The sequence below is a fragment of the Geobacter psychrophilus genome (genome assembly GCF_056821595.1).
This window is the reverse complement of the sequence record NZ_JBXDTU010000004.1, coordinates 2729411-2747885: the sequence shown is the minus strand read 5'-3', so window position 1 is coordinate 2747885 and position 18475 is coordinate 2729411. Positions and strand designations below refer to the sequence as shown.

Annotated in this window: 18 protein-coding genes, 1 tRNA gene and 1 other RNA gene; 13 read left to right on the top strand and 7 right to left on the bottom strand. The window is 54.1% G+C overall.

All coding sequences use genetic code 11. From position 1 onward, the window contains the following. Nucleotides 1–53: 53 nt before the first annotated feature. Complete coding sequence (locus ACOCF6_RS15230) at nucleotides 54–656, bottom strand: hypothetical protein (protein WP_482461183.1); 603 nt, start codon at nucleotides 654–656, stop codon at nucleotides 54–56. A gap of 473 nt (nucleotides 657–1129) precedes the next feature. Here ACOCF6_RS15230 and ACOCF6_RS15225 point away from each other — a divergent pair, with 473 nt between their 5' ends. Continuing rightward, nucleotides 1130–2770 carry a choice-of-anchor L domain-containing protein gene (locus ACOCF6_RS15225; protein WP_482461182.1) on the top strand — a complete coding sequence of 547 codons (1641 nt, stop codon included), beginning with the start codon at nucleotides 1130–1132 and terminating at the stop codon, nucleotides 2768–2770. A gap of 38 nt (nucleotides 2771–2808) precedes the next feature. Here the strand turns inward: ACOCF6_RS15225 and ACOCF6_RS15220 are convergent, their stop codons facing one another. From ACOCF6_RS15220 to ACOCF6_RS15200, 5 genes are all read right to left on the bottom strand, one after another. Next, nucleotides 2809–5508, bottom strand: coding sequence for a sigma 54-interacting transcriptional regulator (locus ACOCF6_RS15220; protein ID WP_482461181.1), 2700 nt, complete (start codon nucleotides 5506–5508; stop codon nucleotides 2809–2811). A 186-nt stretch (nucleotides 5509–5694) separates the two neighbouring features. After that, nucleotides 5695–5997, bottom strand: coding sequence for a hypothetical protein (locus ACOCF6_RS15215; RefSeq protein ID WP_482461180.1), 303 nt, complete (start codon nucleotides 5995–5997; stop codon nucleotides 5695–5697). A gap of 22 nt (nucleotides 5998–6019) precedes the next feature. Then, nucleotides 6020–7195 carry an aminotransferase gene (locus ACOCF6_RS15210; protein ID WP_482461179.1) on the bottom strand — a complete coding sequence of 392 codons (1176 nt, stop codon included), beginning with the start codon at nucleotides 7193–7195 and terminating at the stop codon, nucleotides 6020–6022. 11 nt (nucleotides 7196–7206) lie between these two features. Next, the gene (locus ACOCF6_RS15205; RefSeq protein WP_482461178.1) at nucleotides 7207–7944 is read right to left on the bottom strand and encodes a hypothetical protein; all 738 of its coding nucleotides are present in this window, start codon (nucleotides 7942–7944) and stop codon (nucleotides 7207–7209) included. Beyond that, nucleotides 7944–8420 (bottom strand): MaoC family dehydratase, encoded by a 477-nt coding sequence (locus ACOCF6_RS15200; RefSeq protein WP_482461177.1) that lies wholly within the window; start codon nucleotides 8418–8420, stop codon nucleotides 7944–7946. The genes ACOCF6_RS15205 and ACOCF6_RS15200 overlap by 1 nt, the downstream gene beginning before the upstream one ends. Before the next feature lie 90 nt (nucleotides 8421–8510). Here ACOCF6_RS15200 and queF point away from each other — a divergent pair, with 90 nt between their 5' ends. From queF to istB, 12 genes are all read left to right on the top strand, one after another. Continuing rightward, the gene (gene queF, locus ACOCF6_RS15195; RefSeq protein WP_482461176.1) at nucleotides 8511–8942 is read left to right on the top strand and encodes a preQ(1) synthase; all 432 of its coding nucleotides are present in this window, start codon (nucleotides 8511–8513) and stop codon (nucleotides 8940–8942) included. Nucleotides 8943–8967: 25 nt separating this feature from the next. Then, complete coding sequence (locus ACOCF6_RS15190) at nucleotides 8968–9531, top strand: elongation factor P (protein WP_482461175.1); 564 nt, start codon at nucleotides 8968–8970, stop codon at nucleotides 9529–9531. Between the two features lie 68 nt (nucleotides 9532–9599). Continuing rightward, nucleotides 9600–9676, top strand: a tRNA-Ile gene (locus ACOCF6_RS15185). A gap of 114 nt (nucleotides 9677–9790) precedes the next feature. Continuing rightward, complete coding sequence (locus ACOCF6_RS15180) at nucleotides 9791–10918, top strand: Nif3-like dinuclear metal center hexameric protein (RefSeq protein ID WP_482461174.1); 1128 nt, start codon at nucleotides 9791–9793, stop codon at nucleotides 10916–10918. 42 nt (nucleotides 10919–10960) lie between these two features. Next, entirely contained in the window at nucleotides 10961–11677 is a 717-nt protein-coding gene (locus ACOCF6_RS15175; RefSeq protein ID WP_482461173.1) for a zinc ribbon domain-containing protein, read from the top strand. 152 nt (nucleotides 11678–11829) lie between these two features. After that, nucleotides 11830–12194: RNase P RNA component class A (gene rnpB / locus ACOCF6_RS15170), an RNA gene on the top strand. A gap of 24 nt (nucleotides 12195–12218) precedes the next feature. Further along, nucleotides 12219–12722: a hypothetical protein gene (locus ACOCF6_RS15165; protein WP_482461172.1), complete on the top strand. Its 504-nt coding sequence runs from the start codon at nucleotides 12219–12221 to the stop codon at nucleotides 12720–12722. Between the two features lie 37 nt (nucleotides 12723–12759). Beyond that, nucleotides 12760–13104, top strand: a complete 345-nt coding sequence (locus ACOCF6_RS15160; protein ID WP_482461171.1) for a hypothetical protein — start codon at nucleotides 12760–12762, stop codon at nucleotides 13102–13104. A 415-nt stretch (nucleotides 13105–13519) separates the two neighbouring features. After that, nucleotides 13520–14500, top strand: a complete 981-nt coding sequence (locus tag ACOCF6_RS15155; protein ID WP_482461170.1) for an HD domain-containing phosphohydrolase — start codon at nucleotides 13520–13522, stop codon at nucleotides 14498–14500. Between the two features lie 72 nt (nucleotides 14501–14572). Next, nucleotides 14573–15457 carry an HD domain-containing phosphohydrolase gene (locus tag ACOCF6_RS15150; protein ID WP_482461169.1) on the top strand — a complete coding sequence of 295 codons (885 nt, stop codon included), beginning with the start codon at nucleotides 14573–14575 and terminating at the stop codon, nucleotides 15455–15457. Nucleotides 15458–15572: 115 nt separating this feature from the next. After that, a complete protein-coding gene (istA, locus tag ACOCF6_RS15145) occupies nucleotides 15573–17090 on the top strand; it encodes an IS21 family transposase (RefSeq protein ID WP_482458892.1) in 1518 nt (505 codons plus the stop codon). Further along, nucleotides 17077–17814, top strand: a complete 738-nt coding sequence (gene istB, locus ACOCF6_RS15140; RefSeq protein ID WP_482458893.1) for an IS21-like element helper ATPase IstB — start codon at nucleotides 17077–17079, stop codon at nucleotides 17812–17814. Before istA ends, istB begins: the two co-directional genes overlap by 14 nt. Nucleotides 17815–17864: 50 nt before the next feature. Here the strand turns inward: istB and ACOCF6_RS15135 are convergent, their stop codons facing one another. Then, on the bottom strand, nucleotides 17865–18302 hold the full coding sequence (locus tag ACOCF6_RS15135) for a hypothetical protein (RefSeq protein WP_482461168.1): 438 nt from the start codon (nucleotides 18300–18302) through the stop codon (nucleotides 17865–17867). Nucleotides 18303–18475: the final 173 nt, after the last annotated feature.

Genomic DNA, 18475 nt, shown 5'->3' with positions numbered 1-18475 from the left:
TGGACATGTCAGTACTGCTGCCTCTGTTCTGCCTTTCACTTTTTCCATCTGGATCATTCTCTTTTCACTATTGTTGTTGAAATGTAAGGAGTTGTCAGTGTTCCTTCAAAATTCGTTGACCCAGAAAATGATCCCCCCGTCATGCGTCCGGTTCGCGGCCTGGTGCCTGCGCGCTGCAGCCGTACCTCCGCCTCCATGGCCCCGGTGGCAAACGCCGGATCGTAGGGGACAGTCGCCGTCAGTTGCCCGGATATGCTGTAGGGATTGTAGCGGGCCTTGAGGATGGCCGGATCAGCTCCTTGTGCCGTCACGCTCCACTGGCCGCGCAGATACCAGACGCCCGCCTTCTGGTCGCCCATGTCCTCGACAGGCCTGAAGGCGTTCAGGGTGGTGCTGAATGTTCCTCCAGAAAAGATCGCCCCCGGTGTTGTTGTTTCCGCCCGCGCCTCGATCCTGATACCGGAGCGCATACTCCCTTCTACCCCGTTGCTCACCGTTCCCCAGTTGATCACTTTCGCGTCGGACAGACGCCATTCAATGAATGCCGGCGACGGCTCAGCAGCACCTCTACCGTGTGTCAGCAGAATCAATGTCAGTGCGATGATTGTCTGCAGCATCATGATTACTGATCTGTTGTTGCGAGATGTTTTCTTCATGGCCGTATCCTTTTATCTTTCGTCCCATCGAGACATTGGTTTCCGTTTGTGCATACATATCACTGCATCGGATTCTCACGTTAAACGACCAACCGGATCGTGTTTAACCCGTACAAAGGAATAGGCAATTGGCAGGCCAAAAGGCAAGTTTTGTTATTTTTTTTGTAATGGATTGAAATTACAGAATTTAATTTCTGGTTGGCGGTTAGGACATGATCACTACGAGGGGTTTGTGTCGTTATATTTGATAAATTTACCAAATATGGCGAGCAACATTTGTAATATTTTTCTAGCACTGCGTAATGCCAGACCCTGAAGACAGCCTTGATTCTCAGACAAAAGTATTAAAAACGCACGTTACGGGGCTATTTAATGACTATATGAAAAAACTGTGCCGTGCCTGCTGCGGTTTTGGATGATCTTTTGCAAAATGCCCATGCATATTTTTCACATGAGCGAAACGAGGAGGCGCTATGAGAATGTGTATCCGGGTATTGTGCTTCATTTTGCTGTCGTTCGCAGTAGTCTGTGCCTCTGCGTCTACAGGGATGGCTGCTGTCGCCCCGCCTGCCATCAGCATCACCGGTCATCTCTTACAACAGGAAGGTCAGGGTCTTACCGCTGTTGACCTGGCGAATGCCCTGGTCGGACAGGGAGTCCAGATTTCCAATGCAAGCGCCACGTGCGCCGATCACGCTGCCGGGACCTATGCCGTAACAGGTGATGTGGGCATCGCTATGCCGATGGGGGTTATTTTGAGCACCGGACTAATTACCAATGTGCCGGGCCCCAACAAATATGCCGGTATCTCTACGAACAATTGGCAAAATGGGGACGCAACTCTTGACTCGCTGATTCCCGGCAAAAACACCCTCGATGCCTGTGTGCTTGAATTCGATTTTGTTCCCCAAAACCCCAACATATCATTCACCTATGTGTTCGCTTCCGAAGAGTACAATGAGTACGTAAATTCACAGTACAACGATGTCTTCGGTTTTTTTATCGATGGCGTCAACTGTGCATCAATCAACGGGGCAAATGTTTCGGTAAACACGATCAACAACGGAGTGAACAGCGGTTTTTTTGTCGATAACACGCTGTCAGCCTACAATATCGAAATGGATGGTTTTACCAGGGTCTTGACCTGCTCTTCTGTTGTTGATGCCGGAGTGACCCACCATATGAAGCTTGCCATTGCAGATGCCGGGGATGCCGCGTGGGATTCAAACGTCTTTATCGGCAGCCGGTCTCTGGTCAGCGCACAGTATGGGGTCACCCTGACTCCTGCCAACATCCAGAATATGGCATCCTGCGGGAGCTCGACCTCCTATGAACTGGAACTGCAGAACACGGGTGGCGTGACTGATACCTTTGCCCTGACCGTAACGGGCAATGCCTGGCCGACCCTGTTTGACGCTACCGGCACAACTACCATGACGGTCGGCCCGCTGGACACCCTGGCAAGCACACGATTCCTCGTTACGGTGTCAGTACCGGCGGACATCTGTACCGGCCACGATGCGGCTCTTGTAACCGCAACGTCGGCCGGCTCTACAGACGTCTTCGCCCAGTCGACCCTGGCCACCTCGGCCGACAGCAGGCGCGTACTGAACGTTACTGTTGTCAACAATGGGACCGGTTCAGGAACAGTTGCCAGCACATCACCTGCATCGCCGTCGTTTGTCTGTCCCGGAATCTGCACCGCAGACTATGCCTATGGGACCCAGGTGGATTTGAGGGCATCCCCCTCCTGGCATTCGACGGTTTTCTGGTCGGGATGTTCGGCTCTCGGCAATGAATGCAGTGTCGCGATGATTTCCGATTTTGCGCTTGAAGCTGCGTTTATGCCAAATTTAACCGTGTTGCGCTCTGGTCAGACATCCGGGGAGCACAATACCATTCAGGCAGCGTACGATGAATCCGTAACGGGTGACGTGCTACGTGCCCGGAATCAAACATTTCTTGAAGAGCTGGTACTGAACATGCCGGTAGAAATAGTATTGCAGGGGGGTGTTGACAGCAGGTATCTGCCTGCAGAAGGTTTTACCGTAATTGAAGGGTCGTTACGGATCAGCAACGGGAAGGTCAGTGTCAGCAAGGTTGTCATAAGATAGCGACACTACGCCCATCCCCGACAGGAGGGAGAGCCCCTTTAATCCCGAACAATGCCCAGTTTTTTTATCCGGGCGCGGAGCGTGCTGGGGTTGATGCCGAGGATGACCGCCGCCCCTTTTTCACCATTGATCCGCCAGCCGGTTTTTTGAAGCACCTGGTGGATGTGATCACGCTCCAGTTCGGCAATGCCTTTGACGCCCGGCTCAGCAGATGCTTCATCGGTATTCCTGGGAGAATCGAAGCGGTCCATAACCTGCAGCACGCTCCCCTGGCTGATGATAACAGCCCGCTCGATAACACTCTCCAATTCCCGCACGTTGCCGGGCCAGTGGTATTCCTGGAGGGTGTTCAGGGTATCCTTTGAAACGGTCTCGATCTTCTTGCTGTTTTTCTTGTTAAATTTATCAACAAAATGATTGACGAGCAGCGGGATGTCTTCCTTGCGCTCCCGAAGAGGCGGGATCGTGAGCGGAAAGACATTGAGCCGATAGAACAGATCTTCCCGGAACCTGCCATTGCGGATCTCTTCTTCCAGATTCCGGTTGGTGGCGGCAATGATCCTGACGTCAACCTTGACGGTGCGTGGGCTGCCCACCAGTTCGAACTCGCCGTCCTGGATGACCCGGAGCAATTTACTCTGCAGCTCCATCGCCATATCGCCGATTTCGTCCAGGAAGATGGTGCCGCCGTTGGCAAGTTCGAAGCGCCCCGGCTGGCGGGCATTAGCGCCGGTATAAGCACCCCGCTCACGGCCGAAGAGTTCGCTTTCGATCAGGTTCGCCGGCAGTGCGGTGCAATTGACCGTTATCATGGGGCGTCCCTTGCGGGCACTGTTGCTGTGGATGGCACGGGCCACAACCCCCTTGCCGGTGCCGGTCTCGCCAAGCACCAGTACGGTCGCATTCATGGGCGCGACCTGATCGATCCGTTCAAAGAGGTGCGAAAGTTGTTTGCTTTGACCGACAAATTCACCGAAATTATGGTTCCTGGCGACCTCCTTCTCCAGATAGATATTCTCGGCCTGCAGACGGTCCTTGAGGTCATTGATTTCCTTGTAGGCAACCTGCAGGGACGCCTCCATCTTTTCCCGTTCCGCTATCTCATCCTTGAGTTGTACATTCGCCCTGGTCAGGTCCGTCGTCCGCTTCTCGACCCGCTCGTCAAGTTCGGTGAGAACGTTCTTGAGCTCCTGTTCGGCCAGTTTTTGAGCCGTGATATCGGTATGGGAAACAACAATGCCAAGCGGGGCGCCTGTCAATCTGGAGGCACTCATCAGAAACCAGCGTTTGCCCCCCTTGGAGAGGCAGGGATATTCCGAGGTGAATTTTTCCTGCGCGCTACATATAACAGACTGTATTCCTTCTCGAATCTCTTCGATCTTCTTACTATCTCCCGTGCAATTATTGTTTTTACACACTTCCAGGTAACGCTTGCCCAGATCATTGCCGGATGTACCGGCACTGCACTGTTCAACGGCATAGTTCTTCCAGCGTTCGTTTACCGATACGATGCACCCGTCCGCATCCAGCACCGCAATATGTGACTGCAGCGAGTTGATAATATCGGTGGTGAACTGTTTGCTTTTCCTGAGATCCAGGGTCAGAATTTCTGCAATTTTCTCCGCTTCGGTGCGAATAATCAGCAGGGCACGGATCAGGTAAAACAGGAGGACGGTAATGACAAAGCCGCTACCCGATACGATCCAGATCTTCGAATATTCGACGCTGAAGAGCCCGCCGCCGGTTTTTGTAAAGAGCATTGTCCAGCGCTGACCGTTGAAAACAAACGGCGCCTGATGGATGAAACGCACATCTGACACGTTTTTCTGAACAGCAGCAGGGTTACATTCGTAGAGCAGACTGTGGGGGGAAGGCTGCGTACCATCGAAAATCCGAAAATTCAGCTTCATCGCTTCCATCAAGTTGATTTCACGAAGAATACCCTGCATCCATTCGTCCATCCGGCAGGGAGTAAAGACCCATCCATAGAGTGCGGCACGGCGTTGCTTCAGCGATCCGACCGGTAGACCTTTGTGGTAGACCGGAAAATACATCAGGATACCGGTCTGCCCATCTGCTTTGGCATCTTGGAACAAGGCAGCTTTTCCGGAGAGTGAAGCAAAATTGTTATCGCGGGCATGTTCCATGGCAGTACGCATGGAGAGATCCGTGAGCATGTCATAGCCGAATACCCGCTGATTTTGACCCAAAAAAGGTTCCATATAGATGATGGAGGAATAAGCGGTGCGATCTCCCTCCGGTTTCACGGTATATTCCGGGAAACCTTCACGACGTTTCTGCTGCACGTGTCGGGATACATCGCCCGGCGGGATCTGAAGTGAGAAGCCAAGTCCCTGTACACCTTTAAGTTCTTTTTGCAACGCCAGGAACCGGGAATAGCTCAACCATTTCTGAAGCGTGACGGTGTCGGATGTTTCAATAAACGCCGCAATGCTCTTCAGGATCAGGGCCTGGCCTTCAAGCCTGTCTGAAACAGCCAGTTGGATTTCGCGGCATTCATGGGCAAATTCCCGCTCTGCATTCCTGTCCATGTTCGATTTCATGAACAGGCTTGCCAGTACAGTAATAAGCAGGCCGGCCACCAGCACGATCCAGGGAGAATCCCCTTTTCGAAACGTGAGCCGGATCATGGAGTGTAGTAACGTGTGTGCGGGGGGGGGCAAGGTATTTGCCGGCTCTTGGTCAGCCTTGGTTGCTGTGGCTTTAGATTCCGGCATCGTGTCGTACCTCTAACTTATTGGACGAAGGACTTGTACGGTTTGTTTATCAAAAACTCCATCAGAAACAAAAATTGACCGATAAGGCCAGGCAATAACTATATGGAAATGGTCTTTTTCTGCAGTCACAGGCAGGTAAATTATACAATTCTTATTATGTGTGTCCATATTTTTTTCGCTTTCGCTCTACCCCGTTCCCCTGAGATGCAAGGCGCAGTGACGACAGCTGCGGGCAAAGGAAAGGGTCGAGTTGCGCATGTGAAAGGACTTTCCGCACTGGGGGCAGCTGACAACGGCAAACAGGGTAACCGTGGCACAGAGAAATACGAACCATACGGCAAACACGACGCCGGTTATACGGTACGATTGCGTCATCTCAAGCGTCAGCCAGGTTGACGGGAAATAGACCAGAATCACCAGCCACACATACCAGCGTCGCCTGCGTATTTCGCTCAACCCCGATCGAATGTCGGTCTCTTCGATTGTCACGTTGCCCTCCACCACTTATGTATTATTCGGTATCCATCCCCCGAAACCGCCGCACCGCCTCGGGAATCGCTTCCTCGCGAATATTGCCGAAGGCCAGCCGCAGATAGCCCTCCAGACCGGGGCCGAAAACCTCGCCCGGCAGACAGAGAATCGCGGCCTCGTCCACCAATCGCCGGGCCGCCTGGCGACCGGTCATCTCCGGCCAGGGATGGCGCACCCAGGCGAAAAAGGCCCCGCTGGCGGCCAGTTGAAAGGAATTGCCCGGCTGCAGGAACTCCGCGCGGAACAGGTCGTGGCGACGGGTCATCATATCACGGTTGGCGGCCACCCAGCTGTCCAGATTATCAACTCCGTATTTTACTGCGTGCTGGGTGATGCGCGGCTGGCAGACCGCCATGGTATCCTGGGCCTTGAGGGCGTGGTGAATGAACTGCTGCGAGGCCACCAGCATGCCGGCCCGGTAGCCGGTCAGGGCATAGGTCTTGCCGAAGGAGGCGATCTGCACCAGGTGTTCGCCCCACCCCGGCCGGGTAAACAGGTCGTGGGGACGGGCTCCGCCCGGGATGAACTCGTTGTAGGTCTCATCCAGGATCAGGGCGATCTGGTGACGTTGCGCCAGGTCGTAGAGCTCAGCCAACAGTCCGGGCGGGGTGATGGCGCCGGTGGGATTACTGGGGGTCACCAGCAGGACCGCGCGGGTCTTTGCCGTTATCAGGGCTTCAATGGTTGCCACTGACGGCAGACCGGCATCGGCTTCATCAAAGGGGGCATACACCCCGCGGATACCCAGCATATCCAGCGCCATGGCATGATCGAAATAGTAGGGCGCCTGGACCACAACCTCGTCTCCAGCCCGGCAGAGGGTGACGATGGCCAGCCAGAAGGCCTGGCTGGCGCCGATTGTGAGGCAGAGGTTGGCGGGCGAAAGGGAGGCGTCATACTTCCGCCCGTAATAGGCGCACAGCGCTTCCCGCACCTCGGGGAGCCCCTCATCGGGTGAGTATTTGGAGGTCTGCGGATCCGCCAACAAGTCCGCCAGGTGGGCAGTCATCTCCGGGGCCGGGGCATAATCGGGCACGGCCTGGCACAGGTCGATCAGCTCCAGTCCGGTGTCCGGTCGTTCTGCCAGCCACCCCCTGACCTCGGAGATCGGCGGAAAGTGAACGGCGCGAATATGCGGGTTGATGGCAAACTGCATGATTACTCCCTTCAGCGGGCGACTCGCTCGCGCAGCAGATATTCCCGCCATAGGATATGCGCACCCCAGCAGAGCGCCGTCAGCATGATCAGAATCCCGAAGACAAACGCGACCCGCGCCAGGGCGTGGTCATACTGCATCATCCCCAGCCGGCCCAAAAGCCCTTCCCAGTCGTGATAATCCTCCACCTCGCTGCCGGTGACCCCTCCCACCAGCATCAACTGCCCGGCCCGGGCATCATCGATGTAGGGAGCGATGTCCATGCAACTCTCACCCAGCCACCAGAGGCCGATTGCCGCGGAATAGGGCTGGCGCTGGCGGATGAAGGTGCCGATGACGACCGCCGGAATAATCAGCTGGCCGAACGTTCCCCCCAGAATCTGGATAAAGCGCCCGAACGGGGTGAAGAAGATATGACCGGCCTCGTGAAATGGCAGGTTGATCAGATGCAGAAAGGATTCCCCGACAACATTGCTGGCGATCGGCTGACTGGCAAGACGCAGCCCCCATACGGCCAGGGCCAGCAACAGCGATGCCTTGACAATGATGGTCCACATCGGTTCCCCGCTTCTGACCGTCAGAATCCGGCCCCGCAGCAGACCTTCCGGCTGAGCGCGCCGGGACTGCCCAGTTTGTACATCTTCAGTTGGGACCTCTGCCTGTCGGATGCGGGCAAAGATCACGCCGCAGCGCTGACAGCTTTCCGGGCCTCGGGCCTGCGGATGACCGCATTTGGGACAGGTATGCATCAGGGATAGACCCGCGCCAGAAACTCGGCCACGCAGGCCGGTTTTTCATGGCCTTCGATCTCGACAGAAATCATGTAGGTAAACTGGACACCGCCGCCGACCTGCTCCAGTGCCGAGAGGGACGTATGCGCCCGGACTCGGGAACCGGCCGGGACCGGTGCAGGGAAGCGCACCCGGTTGAGACCGTAGTTAAGTCGCAGCCGCATGCCGGGATAGGTACGTTCAAAAAAACCGGGGGCATTGCTTTCGGTCAGAAACGGCAGGAGTGACAGGGTCAGATAGCCATGGGCAATGGTAGTGCCATAGGGAGACTCCTTCGCGGCCCGCTGCGGATCGGTATGGATCCACTGCACATCGCCGGTGGCCGCCGCAAAGGCATCGATGCGCTCCTGGGTAATCTCCAGCCAGGGACCACAGTGGATCTCCGAACCGATTTGCGGTTCATAATACGTTATCAGGTCGTCGGCTGCAGACATTTCTCTTCCCCCGTTTCTGAAAAAATGATTGCCAAGGGTTCTTCTGCTATGGTATCGCAGAAAACTTGTTTGATCACAAGGGGGAGAATCATGTCGCTGCATGAAAATTTGAAATCACTGGGCTCGGGCGCCACTGCCTACCGTTATGACCAGCCCGATGCCGTGCTGCTGGAATGTTTTCCCAGCCCGTTTGCCCAGACCGATATGAATCCGGCCGGCGCCGTGGGAACGCTGCATATCGAGTGCCCCGAGTTCACCAGCCTCTGTCCGCTAACCGGACAGCCGGATTTTGCAAAGATCGTCATCGATTACCAGCCCGACCAGCTCTGCGTCGAGAGCAAAAGCCTCAAGCTATACCTGGGTTCGTTCCGCATGCATGGGGAGTTCCATGAATCCTGCGTCAACCGTATCTGTAATGACCTGGTCCGGCTGCTGGAACCGGTCTGGCTGACGGTGCGCGGTGAATTCACCCCCCGCGGCGGCATCCCCTTCTGGCCTACGGCCGAATTCCGCAGAAAGTAAATTATCCCGAGCAAGGAGTTTTTCAATGTTCACTACCTCTGATTTCAAAAAAGGGCTTGTCATCCAGCTGGATGGCGCCCCCTGCCTGATCGTCGATGTCACCGTCAGCTCCCCCACCGCCCGCGGGGCCAACACCATGGTCCGCACCAAGTACCGCAACCTGATCACCGCCCAGGTACTGGAAAAGACCTTCCGCTCCGGCGACAAGGTTGATGAAGCCGATTTCGAGCGCCACAAGGGGCAGTTCCTGTATGCAAGCGGTGAAGGCGGGGTCTTCATGGACCTGGAAAACTACGAACAGTACGAGATGCCGGAAGCGGATTTCGAGTCTTTGGGTCAGTTTCTGCTGGAAGGCACCGAGGTCGTGCTGGGCATCTTTCAGGGACGCATGGTCAACGTGGAACTCCCCATGACCGTGGAACTGACGGTCACCGAGACCGCACCGGCCATGAAAAATGCCACCGCAACCGCTGAAACGAAAGACGCTATCCTTGAGACCGGCCTGAAAATCAAAGTGCCCCCCTATCTGGAAGCAGGAGAAAAGGTCAAGGTCGATACCCGCGATGGCCGCTTCATCTCAAGGGCATAAATACCTGCCAGTCTTGTAATTTTTGCTTGACAGTCGCGGCAGGCTTCCTTAGTATGACTCTTTCGCACGGGCCTATAGCTCAGTTGGCTAGAGCCACCGGCTCATAACCGGTTGGTCCCAGGTTCGAGTCCTGGTGGGCCCACCAATTCATACGAAGGAAGTCACGCCGGATGCCGGCAATACTACGAACGGGGCGACCCATATCATCAATTCCACAAGAGTGCACACCGACAGGTTGCACTCTTTTTGTTTGTGCCGGATGAAAACCCCCAAACTTTCCGACATACTTGGAATCATTAACAAAATAGCTCCGGCCAGCCTGGCGGAAACATGGGATAACGTAGGACTGCAGCTGGGTGACCCAACAGTCGGAGTCACGCGCATCCTGGTTGCACTTGACGCTACTCCGGCTGTAATCGAGGAAGCCGTAGCCTCCGGCTGTCAACTGCTTGTCACCCATCATCCCCTGATATTCAAACCGCAAAAGAACATATCCACTGCCACTACCCAGGGGAAGTTGATCCATGCCGCCATTCGCGGCGGTCTGGCAATTGTCAGCATGCACACCAATTACGACATCGCCGATGGTGGTTTGAACGATGTTCTGGCGGAACGGCTGGGACTTTCCGACTGCGCGGTACTCAGGATTACCTCCGAACAAGAACTGACCAAACTGGTGGTCATTGTGCCCGAAGACCATCTTGAACAGCTGCGCTCCGCCCTTCTGCCCCATGCCGAATCGCTGGGCGCCTACCGTGACTGTTCCTTTGCAGCACCCGGCGAAGGCACCTTTACCCCGCTGGAGGGAGCCACCCCGCATATCGGCACCGTGGGGACGTTCGAAAAGGTTCGGGAATTCAGGCTGGAACTGCTCGTTGATCGGACGCATCTGGCACAGGCCCTGAAAGCGCTGGTTGCTGCACATCCCTACGAAGAGCCGGCTTTTGATGTCTACCCGCTGCATAATGATGGCGCTAAACGGGGTCTGGGACGAACCGGTTACCTGGCTGAAGCGACAACGCTGGCGGAGTACGCCAATCGGGTAGCCACACAACTCAGTGCTCCCGGGGTGCGTTTTATCGGCAATCCGGCCGCGAAGGTAAAAAAAGTGGCCCTCTGCAGCGGCGGCGGCGCTTCCGTGATGCAAACCGCATCAAGAGCCGGAGCAGACGTTCTGGTGACCGGCGACGTCAAGTATCACGAGGCACGTGATGCCGAAGATCTGGGGATCGCCCTGATTGATGCCGGCCACTTTCCTACCGAGATCATCATGGCTGCAGCCGTGCAGAAACAATTACAGCAGAAACTGATGGATGCCGGCTTTGACGCTTGTCAGGTAACGGCATCACAGAGAGAATACGACCCCTTTCACTACCTGCAACGATAACATGAAGTGACCACTCAATATTTGAAAACGGAGGAAACAGATTTGAAGAAACGACTGGATTTACTTGAACAGCTGCAACAGATCGACCTGCTGGTCGACGTCCTGAAAGCCACAAAGAACTCTCTGCAGTCTGACCAGGACGGCATTGTCCAGTCTCTCGACACCGCCCGGGAGGGGGTCGCAGGGCTGAAAATCCGCGCAGCACAGCTGACAAAGGACAAGGGTGAACTTGAGGCCAACCATGCGGCCGAACTGGAAAACATCCACCGCTCCGAAACCAATATGAAAGAGATCAAGACCAACAAGGAATATCAGGCAGTTGGTCGCGAAATCGCAGCGGCACGCAAACAGGTCGCCGAACTGGAAGAACAGATCCTGCAGAAGATCACGCAACTGGACGAACTGAACGGCGAGATTGCCAGCAGCGAGGCCGCACTTGCGGAACTGGAGCAGAATACCAGTCAGCGCAGCAGCGAGAAGCAGACTGAGATCGACAAGGTCCAGCAGGACATCGACGTCGACAAGCTGCGCCGGGACACGATCACAAAAGAACTGCCGGCCAATATCCTGAAACGCTATGACAGCCTGCGCGCCCAGCGGCGCGGCCAGGCAGTTGCAGTTGCCCGTGACGGCTATTGCCTGGGCTGCAACATGCACCTGCCGCCGCAGCTCTACAACAGCCTCTACCGAGCCGACGAGCTTATCTCCTGTCCGCACTGCCAGCGGATGCTGGTTCTGCAGCAACCAGCCGCACAATAGTTTTTTGTTTGCCGGTTTGTGGCACAGCAGATGGCTCCATATGCAAGGCGCGGGCAGTCCGAGAAATGAGGCGCAGCAGCGCTGCGACGCAGTGACGAGGACAAGCGCAACGCCGCAGATGGACCATATGCGAAGCCACACAAGGTTTGGCTGAAGTAGGACAGGTGGCCGCTCTTCTAACGAAGGGAGGAAAGTCCGGGCTCCACAGGGTATGACGCTGGATAACGTCCAGCGGGGGCGACCCCAGGGAAAAGTGCCACAGAGAGAAGTCCGCCTGCCTCGGCAGGTAAGGGTGAAAGGGTGAGGTAAGAGCTCACCGGGTCCGTCGGTGACGGCGGATGCCAGGTAAACCCCGTCAGGAGCAAGGCCAAATAGGGAGGCGTTAAGGGCTACCCGCCCGTGCCTCCGGGTTGGCTGCTTGAGGCTGTCGGTAACGGCAGACCCAGATGAATGGCCATCACCCGGGAGGGGGTAACCGCTCCCGGGAACAGAACCCGGCTTATGGACTGCTTCAGCCAATATTTTATTTCAGGATGTAACCGTGAACGACCAGGCAGCGTGGGATCAGGCAGTAGCAACCGCGCGCACAATGTATACCAGCCTGTCACCCAGCACAGCGACAGAGCTCAACAACCTGATAAAGAAGATCATGCAGCTCAAACAGAACCTTGTTGAGCTGGCTCTTGCAGCAGACAGTTCAAACATCTGCCGGAGCTGCGGCGGCGAGTGCTGCCGGTTTGGCAAATACCACGTTACTGTTCTGGATATACTGGCCTATCTGAAGAATGGTACAAAGCTGGTAGTTCCTGACTTCAGCAGCAATCCGGACTGCCCCTACTCTGACGCATCCGGCTGCACCATGGCCCCGGGCTATCGCCCGCTGACCTGCGTGGTATTCAACTGCCAGCAGGTCGAAGAGCGGCTGACATCGGACCAACTCGGTACGTTTCTCACATACGAACAGGATCTGCGCGAAGCTGTCACCAGGGCCGGCCGCATAACCGGGCTGCGCCTTGATCGGGCGCTTCTGCTCAGCGGCGGGTAAACATGTTACCAATACAAATTAACTACAAGGATTTTTCATGGTAGCCATCAACGACGTCGTCCTCGTGCATGTTGACAATAAGCCCGGATTTTACGCCCGCATCGAAGAGATCACGCCCGACGGCAAGCCTGGCTGGTGGCAGGTGCGCCTGCTGGTCTTCACCTTTCCGTTGCAGGTGTTTACCTGGATTCTGGATGAATTCCAGCTCCAGTACGCCCCCTTTACCATGGGAGGTACGCCGATCCAGCTGGAACCGGTGGTATCCCCCCTGGAAGAGGAGCGCCAGCAGCAGGAGCAACAGGAGCTGGAAGAGCGCAAACGCGTCCGCCAGGAGGGCGGCAGCCCCAAGGTGGTATCGCTGGCGGACCGGCGTAAGAAATAGTTAACCTGACACCATCAGCACTCCACTATTTCCCCTTTCTGATTTCACCTGAACCGATTCGATATTTTCAACCCGGTAGCATGTCGTTGCGCGAAAGAAATGTAGTCTCACATCCCCACCACACAACCAAACTCATTAAAAATTTCATTTAATACTTATCCATCACCAGCGACACCTCCACCTAATTATGCGTTGTTACTTGCAATACAGACAATGTCAGGTCTGTCATGCATCGAAATTTCTTTAAGGTTATATTAGAATATGGAGTTGTAATTTTATAAATATTTCAGTACAATTTAAGCTCAAAAGACAAACAGGATTAATTATGTCGCATTTAACATCTAATTGAATTCATATTGATCATTGACTTCCAAAATAGATTTTACTACCACCCGTTTGTTAACCAGAGGTTGAAATGAATACGACACTCCCACACGAATTGAGTGAGTTGAACCTTGAGGAAAAGCGGCGCGCCATACTCCAGTTCGCAAACGACAGAATGGGCACCGTCGCGCTGGATTCGCCCCAGGTCGTTATCGGTCGATCTACCGAGTCGGATCTACATATAAACGACAAATTTATCTCCAAAAAACATGCCCGCATCCTTGTCGTTCACAACTCCTACTACATCGAAGACCTCAGCAGCCGGAACGGCACCAGGGTCAACGGTGAGCCTGTCACACGCATTCGCCTCGCTGATCAGGACGTAATCAGCCTGGGCCGAACCAGCATGCGCTTTATCCAGATGGACACTATTGACGAAAACTACGTAAAAAAACTGGACCTGCAGATGATCCAGTCTCTTGCACTTTCAATTGAAACCAAGGACCCATACACCAAAGGTCATTCCGAGCGGGTTGCAGAATTATCTGAAGAACTTGCAACGAAGATGGGTCTTCAACAAAGTGACGTTGAACGGGTACGAATCGCGGGGATCCTCCATGATATAGGAAAGATTGGGGTCTCCGAGATTTTGCTCGGCAAAAAGGAGAAACTTGAAGAGTGTGAATTCGAAGTAGTCAAGCTTCACTCCATGGAGGGACAAAATATTTTGAAGCCCCTGTATTTCCTTAACGATATTCTACCTGCCATATACCATCACCACGAGCGTTTTGACGGCAAGGGTTACCCGGTTGGTCTGTCCGGCAAAGACATCCCCCTGTGGGCCCGGATCATTCAGGTTGCAGATACGTATGAAGCCATGACTTCCGACCGCCCGTATCGGGTCGCCCTCACAGAGGATCAGGCCATAAAAGAAATCTCCAGCTGCGCCGGAACCCAACTGGACCCTGTTATAAGCCACATCATGGTTAAAATCATTCAGAGTAAAAATAACAAGGACGGCACCTCAGCCGCAAAAGGGAGAATAAACAGGCAGTCTTCCGGTAAACGCTAGTGCCGGTTCTGAAGACCGACGGAAGAGCCATATCCCGAACCATGCAGTAGAATAAACAGGCGGAGACCGTCTATGGACGACACCATAAATGAAGCCGAAATGACCATGATTTTCTCCAACAATCAGGAAAACGATTGTGTCGGGAAGAAACGTCAGGCCATCCTTCAATTCAAAAACAAAACCAAAACTTCCACCTTCTCACTGGACGTTCCTCAGGTTGTCATTGGCCGGCTCAAGGGTGTGGACCTCCACATCAACGACAATTACCTCTCGGGCAGGCATGCCCGTATTCTGGTTGTTCATAATTTCTACTACATCGAAGATCTCGGCAGCCGGAATGGCACCAAAGTCAATGGCGAGCCGATTTCGTTCATTCGCCTCGCCCACCAAGATGAAATAAGACTGGGGCAGACTAACCTGCGTTTCATCCAGTCGGACTCCATAGATGAAAACTACATCAACAAGCTGAACCTCCAGACAATCCAGTCCCTGGCATTGGCAGTGGAAGCCAAGGACCCCTACACCAAGGGTCATTCCGAGCGGGTCGGCAAGATTTCTGAGCATCTAGCCACGATGATTGGGCTGAGCGCTGCCGATATTGAACGGGTTCGAATAGCTGGAATTCTTCATGACATCGGCAAGATCGGGGTCTCTGAAACCCTGCTCCTGAAGAGTACAGAACTCGACAAGATGGAATTTGAATCCATAAAGCAACACCCGGTCGAAGGGAAGAATATCCTGAGGCCTCTCAATTTTCTGAACGATATTATACCTGCCGTATACCACCACCACGAGCGATACGATGGAAATGGGTACCCGGATGGCCTGGCCGGTGAAGACATACCTTATTGGGCTCGAATCGTACAGGTTGCCGACACCTACGATGCCATGACATCCGACCGTCCGTATCGGGCTGCCTATTCAAAATCCCAGGCGATAACCGAAATCTCCCTGTGAATCGGCATGCAATATTGACCCACTTAGGGGGATAATCGGCGTCCAAAATTGACCCACCTCAGCACCTTCCTCCATACTCTCTGGAACCAACCAGAGAGAGGAGTACCGAAAGGAGATGCTGAACGTGGAAACCATCCGCAAAGTCCGTCACGCCCACTACCGAGATGGCAAAGGCATCCGGGAGATAACCCGCGAATTCAACCTTGCCAGGAACACCGTCAGAACCATCCTCCGCACCGGCATGACCGACCAGAAGTACGTAAGGACTGAACAGCCACGTCCGAAGCTCGGCTCCTTTGAAGCCAGCCTTTCTGAATGGCTGGCTGAGGACAACAGCAAGCCTGTTCGCCATCGCAGAAGCTCTCAGATCCTGTTTGAGCAGCTACAGCGTGCAGGATACGAAGGAGGCTATGACAGCGTCCGCCGCTATGTGAGCAACTGGAAGAAAGCAGACGGCACGGCTGCTGTAAAGGCCTTCATACCCCTTGCCTATGACCCTGGTGACGCTTTCCAGTTCGACTGGAGTTACGAGAAGGTCGAACTCGGTGGTGTCCCCGTAGAGATAAAGATCGCCCACTTCCGCCTGTGTCACAGCCGCAAACCGTTCTGTGTCGCCTATACCCGTGAAACTCTTGAGATGGTCATGGATGCCCATGTCCGGGCCTTCGAGTTCTTTGGCGGTGTCTGCAGGCGAGGCATCTACGACAACCTGAAGACGGTAGTTACCAAGGTGCTGATGGGCAAAGACCGGGTGTTCAACCGTCGCTTCCAGAACCTGGCCTCCCACTACCTGTTTGAACCGGTAGCCTGTACGCCAGCCGCAGGTTGGGAGAAGGGACAGGTCGAGAACCAGGTCGGCGTAGTCAGGAAACGTTTCTTTGCCCAGCGTAGGCGGTTCAAGGACGTGGCTGAGTTGAACGAATGGCTACTGGACCAGTGCCGCAATCACGCCGCCACTTTCAAGCATCCCGAGCTCAGGACCAGAACCATTGACGAGGTGTTTGCCGAAGAGCGCAACCGTCTGCTGAGTATGCCGTCTCCGTTTGATGGTTATCAGGAAAGCGTTGCGCGTGTGTCGCCGCAGCTCCTGATCAGCTTCGACCGCAACCGTTACAGCGTCAATGCGATGGCTGTCGGTAAAACAGTCTCAGTACGTGCATACGCAAGCCGGGTGATCATCGTAATGAACGGCACAACGGTTGGAGTCCACGACCGTAACCTCAGTCGTGACAAGGTCATCTACGACCCCTGGCATTATATCGCCGTACTGGAGCAGAAACCGGGAGCCTTGCGAAACGGTGCCCCCTTCAAGGAATGGGATCTGCCGGAATCGATGGGTGAGGTCAGAAAGATACTGGCGGAACGCAGCGACGGAGATCGCCAGTTCGTGGGGATATTGAGCGTCGTCCGTCGTTATGGCTTGGAAGCCGTGGCAGAAGCGTGCGCCAAATCGATAGCCGACAAGACGGTCAGCAGCGATGTCATACTCACCATTCTGTCACGCACACACGATGAGCCGCAACCGGAACCGCTGCAGCCGTCAGCACAGTTGCCGCTGCTCAGGTTGGTCCCGGTGGTGGACTGTTACCGCTATGACCGCCTCCTCTCGGGAGGTGCCTATGGTACTGCGTGACCGACTGATGGAAGCCATCGGGACGCTCGGACTGTACGGAATGAAGTCCATCCTTGATGAGGTGCTGGCGGCAGGGATAAAGAGTCGGGCCACTCCGGACAAGATACTGTGCGACCTCCTGGAAGCGGAGATGGCGGAGAGGAAGTTAAGAAGCATCCGTTACCGCATGAGTCTGGCCAGGTTCCCGGTAGACAAGGATCTCGACCGGTTCGAGTTCGCAGCCACACCAGTCAATGAGATGCAAGTCAGAACCCTCTATGATGGCAGCTTCCTGTCCGATCACAGCAACATCATCATGGTCGGCGGTACCGGAACCGGCAAGACGCACCTTGCCATCTCCATAGCTCGGCAGAGTATCAGAAATGGCAGGAAAGCCAGGTTCTTCAACGTACTGGATCTGGTGAACCAGTTGGAGCAGGAGAAACTCGACAACCGGGGTGGCAAGCTGGCGGAACACCTGGCAAGGCATGACCTGGTTGTCCTTGACGAACTGGGTTACCTGCCATTCTCCAAGAACGGCGGCCAACTCCTGTTCCACCTGATCTCGAAGCTTTACGAGAGAACATCGCTGATCATAACAACCAACCTGACGTTCGGCGAATGGCCACAGGTATTCGGGGATGGAAAGATGACGACAGCCCTGCTGGACAGGATCACTCATCACTGCGAGATAGTGGAAACCGGAAATGAAAGCTGGAGAATCAGAACGAGGATAAACAACTAAAAACTACTGCTGGGGTGGGTCAAAATTGAACGCCTATAGCGGGTCAAAATTCAATGCCGATTGACAAACAAGGATGATTTCAAAGCCTTTTTCAATGACATGTTTTGAATATTCTCTAAAAAAGAATCAACCGTTTTTGAAACAGCAATTTGTTCAATTTTGATTGTACCAATCCTCATCACCTCAACAACTTCAGCATTTTTTCCAACATATCCGGCGCTTGATCCATTTGGCCTGGACGGTTGTACTTCTATAATGGGATCAAGAAATTCAAAAAATTTCACACCAACCAAATATCCCATTAACTTATTGGGATCCCCTTCAAAGACCATTTCAACTCTCTTGCCAGAGCAAAGTATCTGGTTTGCAAGAGACAAAATCCGCAACATGACATCTATCGTTATCACGCATTCATCAGAAAAAATGAACTTCACAGATTTATAGTGAATTGAATGAGGATTTCTAGATTCGACAAGAATCTGATCCAAGCGAATGGTGTCCACCCGTATCGGTGGAAAATTTACCGTACAGAGCATTAACTACTCACAAACTTAAGAATTCACCTGCCGACTGTAAATAACACACAATCCATGAACTCAAATAAAGTTTTTGTAGATATTTATCCCAAAAGCCCATTCCCCTTAGTTCATAACTATTTAAA

Coding starts and splice junctions, on each gene's coding strand:
- ACOCF6_RS15230 (WP_482461183.1), bottom strand. CDS start 656: ATGAAGAAAACATCTCGCAACAACAGATCAGTAATCATGATGCTGCAG.
- ACOCF6_RS15225 (WP_482461182.1), top strand. CDS start 1,130: ATGAGAATGTGTATCCGGGTATTGTGCTTCATTTTGCTGTCGTTCGCA.
- ACOCF6_RS15220 (WP_482461181.1), bottom strand. CDS start 5,508: ATGCCGGAATCTAAAGCCACAGCAACCAAGGCTGACCAAGAGCCGGCA.
- ACOCF6_RS15210 (WP_482461179.1), bottom strand. CDS start 7,195: ATGCAGTTTGCCATCAACCCGCATATTCGCGCCGTTCACTTTCCGCCG.
- ACOCF6_RS15205 (WP_482461178.1), bottom strand. CDS start 7,944: ATGCATACCTGTCCCAAATGCGGTCATCCGCAGGCCCGAGGCCCGGAA.
- ACOCF6_RS15200 (WP_482461177.1), bottom strand. CDS start 8,420: ATGTCTGCAGCCGACGACCTGATAACGTATTATGAACCGCAAATCGGT.
- queF (WP_482461176.1), top strand. CDS start 8,511: ATGTCGCTGCATGAAAATTTGAAATCACTGGGCTCGGGCGCCACTGCC.
- ACOCF6_RS15190 (WP_482461175.1), top strand. CDS start 8,968: ATGTTCACTACCTCTGATTTCAAAAAAGGGCTTGTCATCCAGCTGGAT.
- ACOCF6_RS15180 (WP_482461174.1), top strand. CDS start 9,791: ATGAAAACCCCCAAACTTTCCGACATACTTGGAATCATTAACAAAATA.
- ACOCF6_RS15160 (WP_482461171.1), top strand. CDS start 12,760: ATGGTAGCCATCAACGACGTCGTCCTCGTGCATGTTGACAATAAGCCC.
- ACOCF6_RS15155 (WP_482461170.1), top strand. CDS start 13,520: ATGAATACGACACTCCCACACGAATTGAGTGAGTTGAACCTTGAGGAA.
- ACOCF6_RS15150 (WP_482461169.1), top strand. CDS start 14,573: ATGGACGACACCATAAATGAAGCCGAAATGACCATGATTTTCTCCAAC.
- istA (WP_482458892.1), top strand. CDS start 15,573: ATGCTGAACGTGGAAACCATCCGCAAAGTCCGTCACGCCCACTACCGA.
- istB (WP_482458893.1), top strand. CDS start 17,077: ATGGTACTGCGTGACCGACTGATGGAAGCCATCGGGACGCTCGGACTG.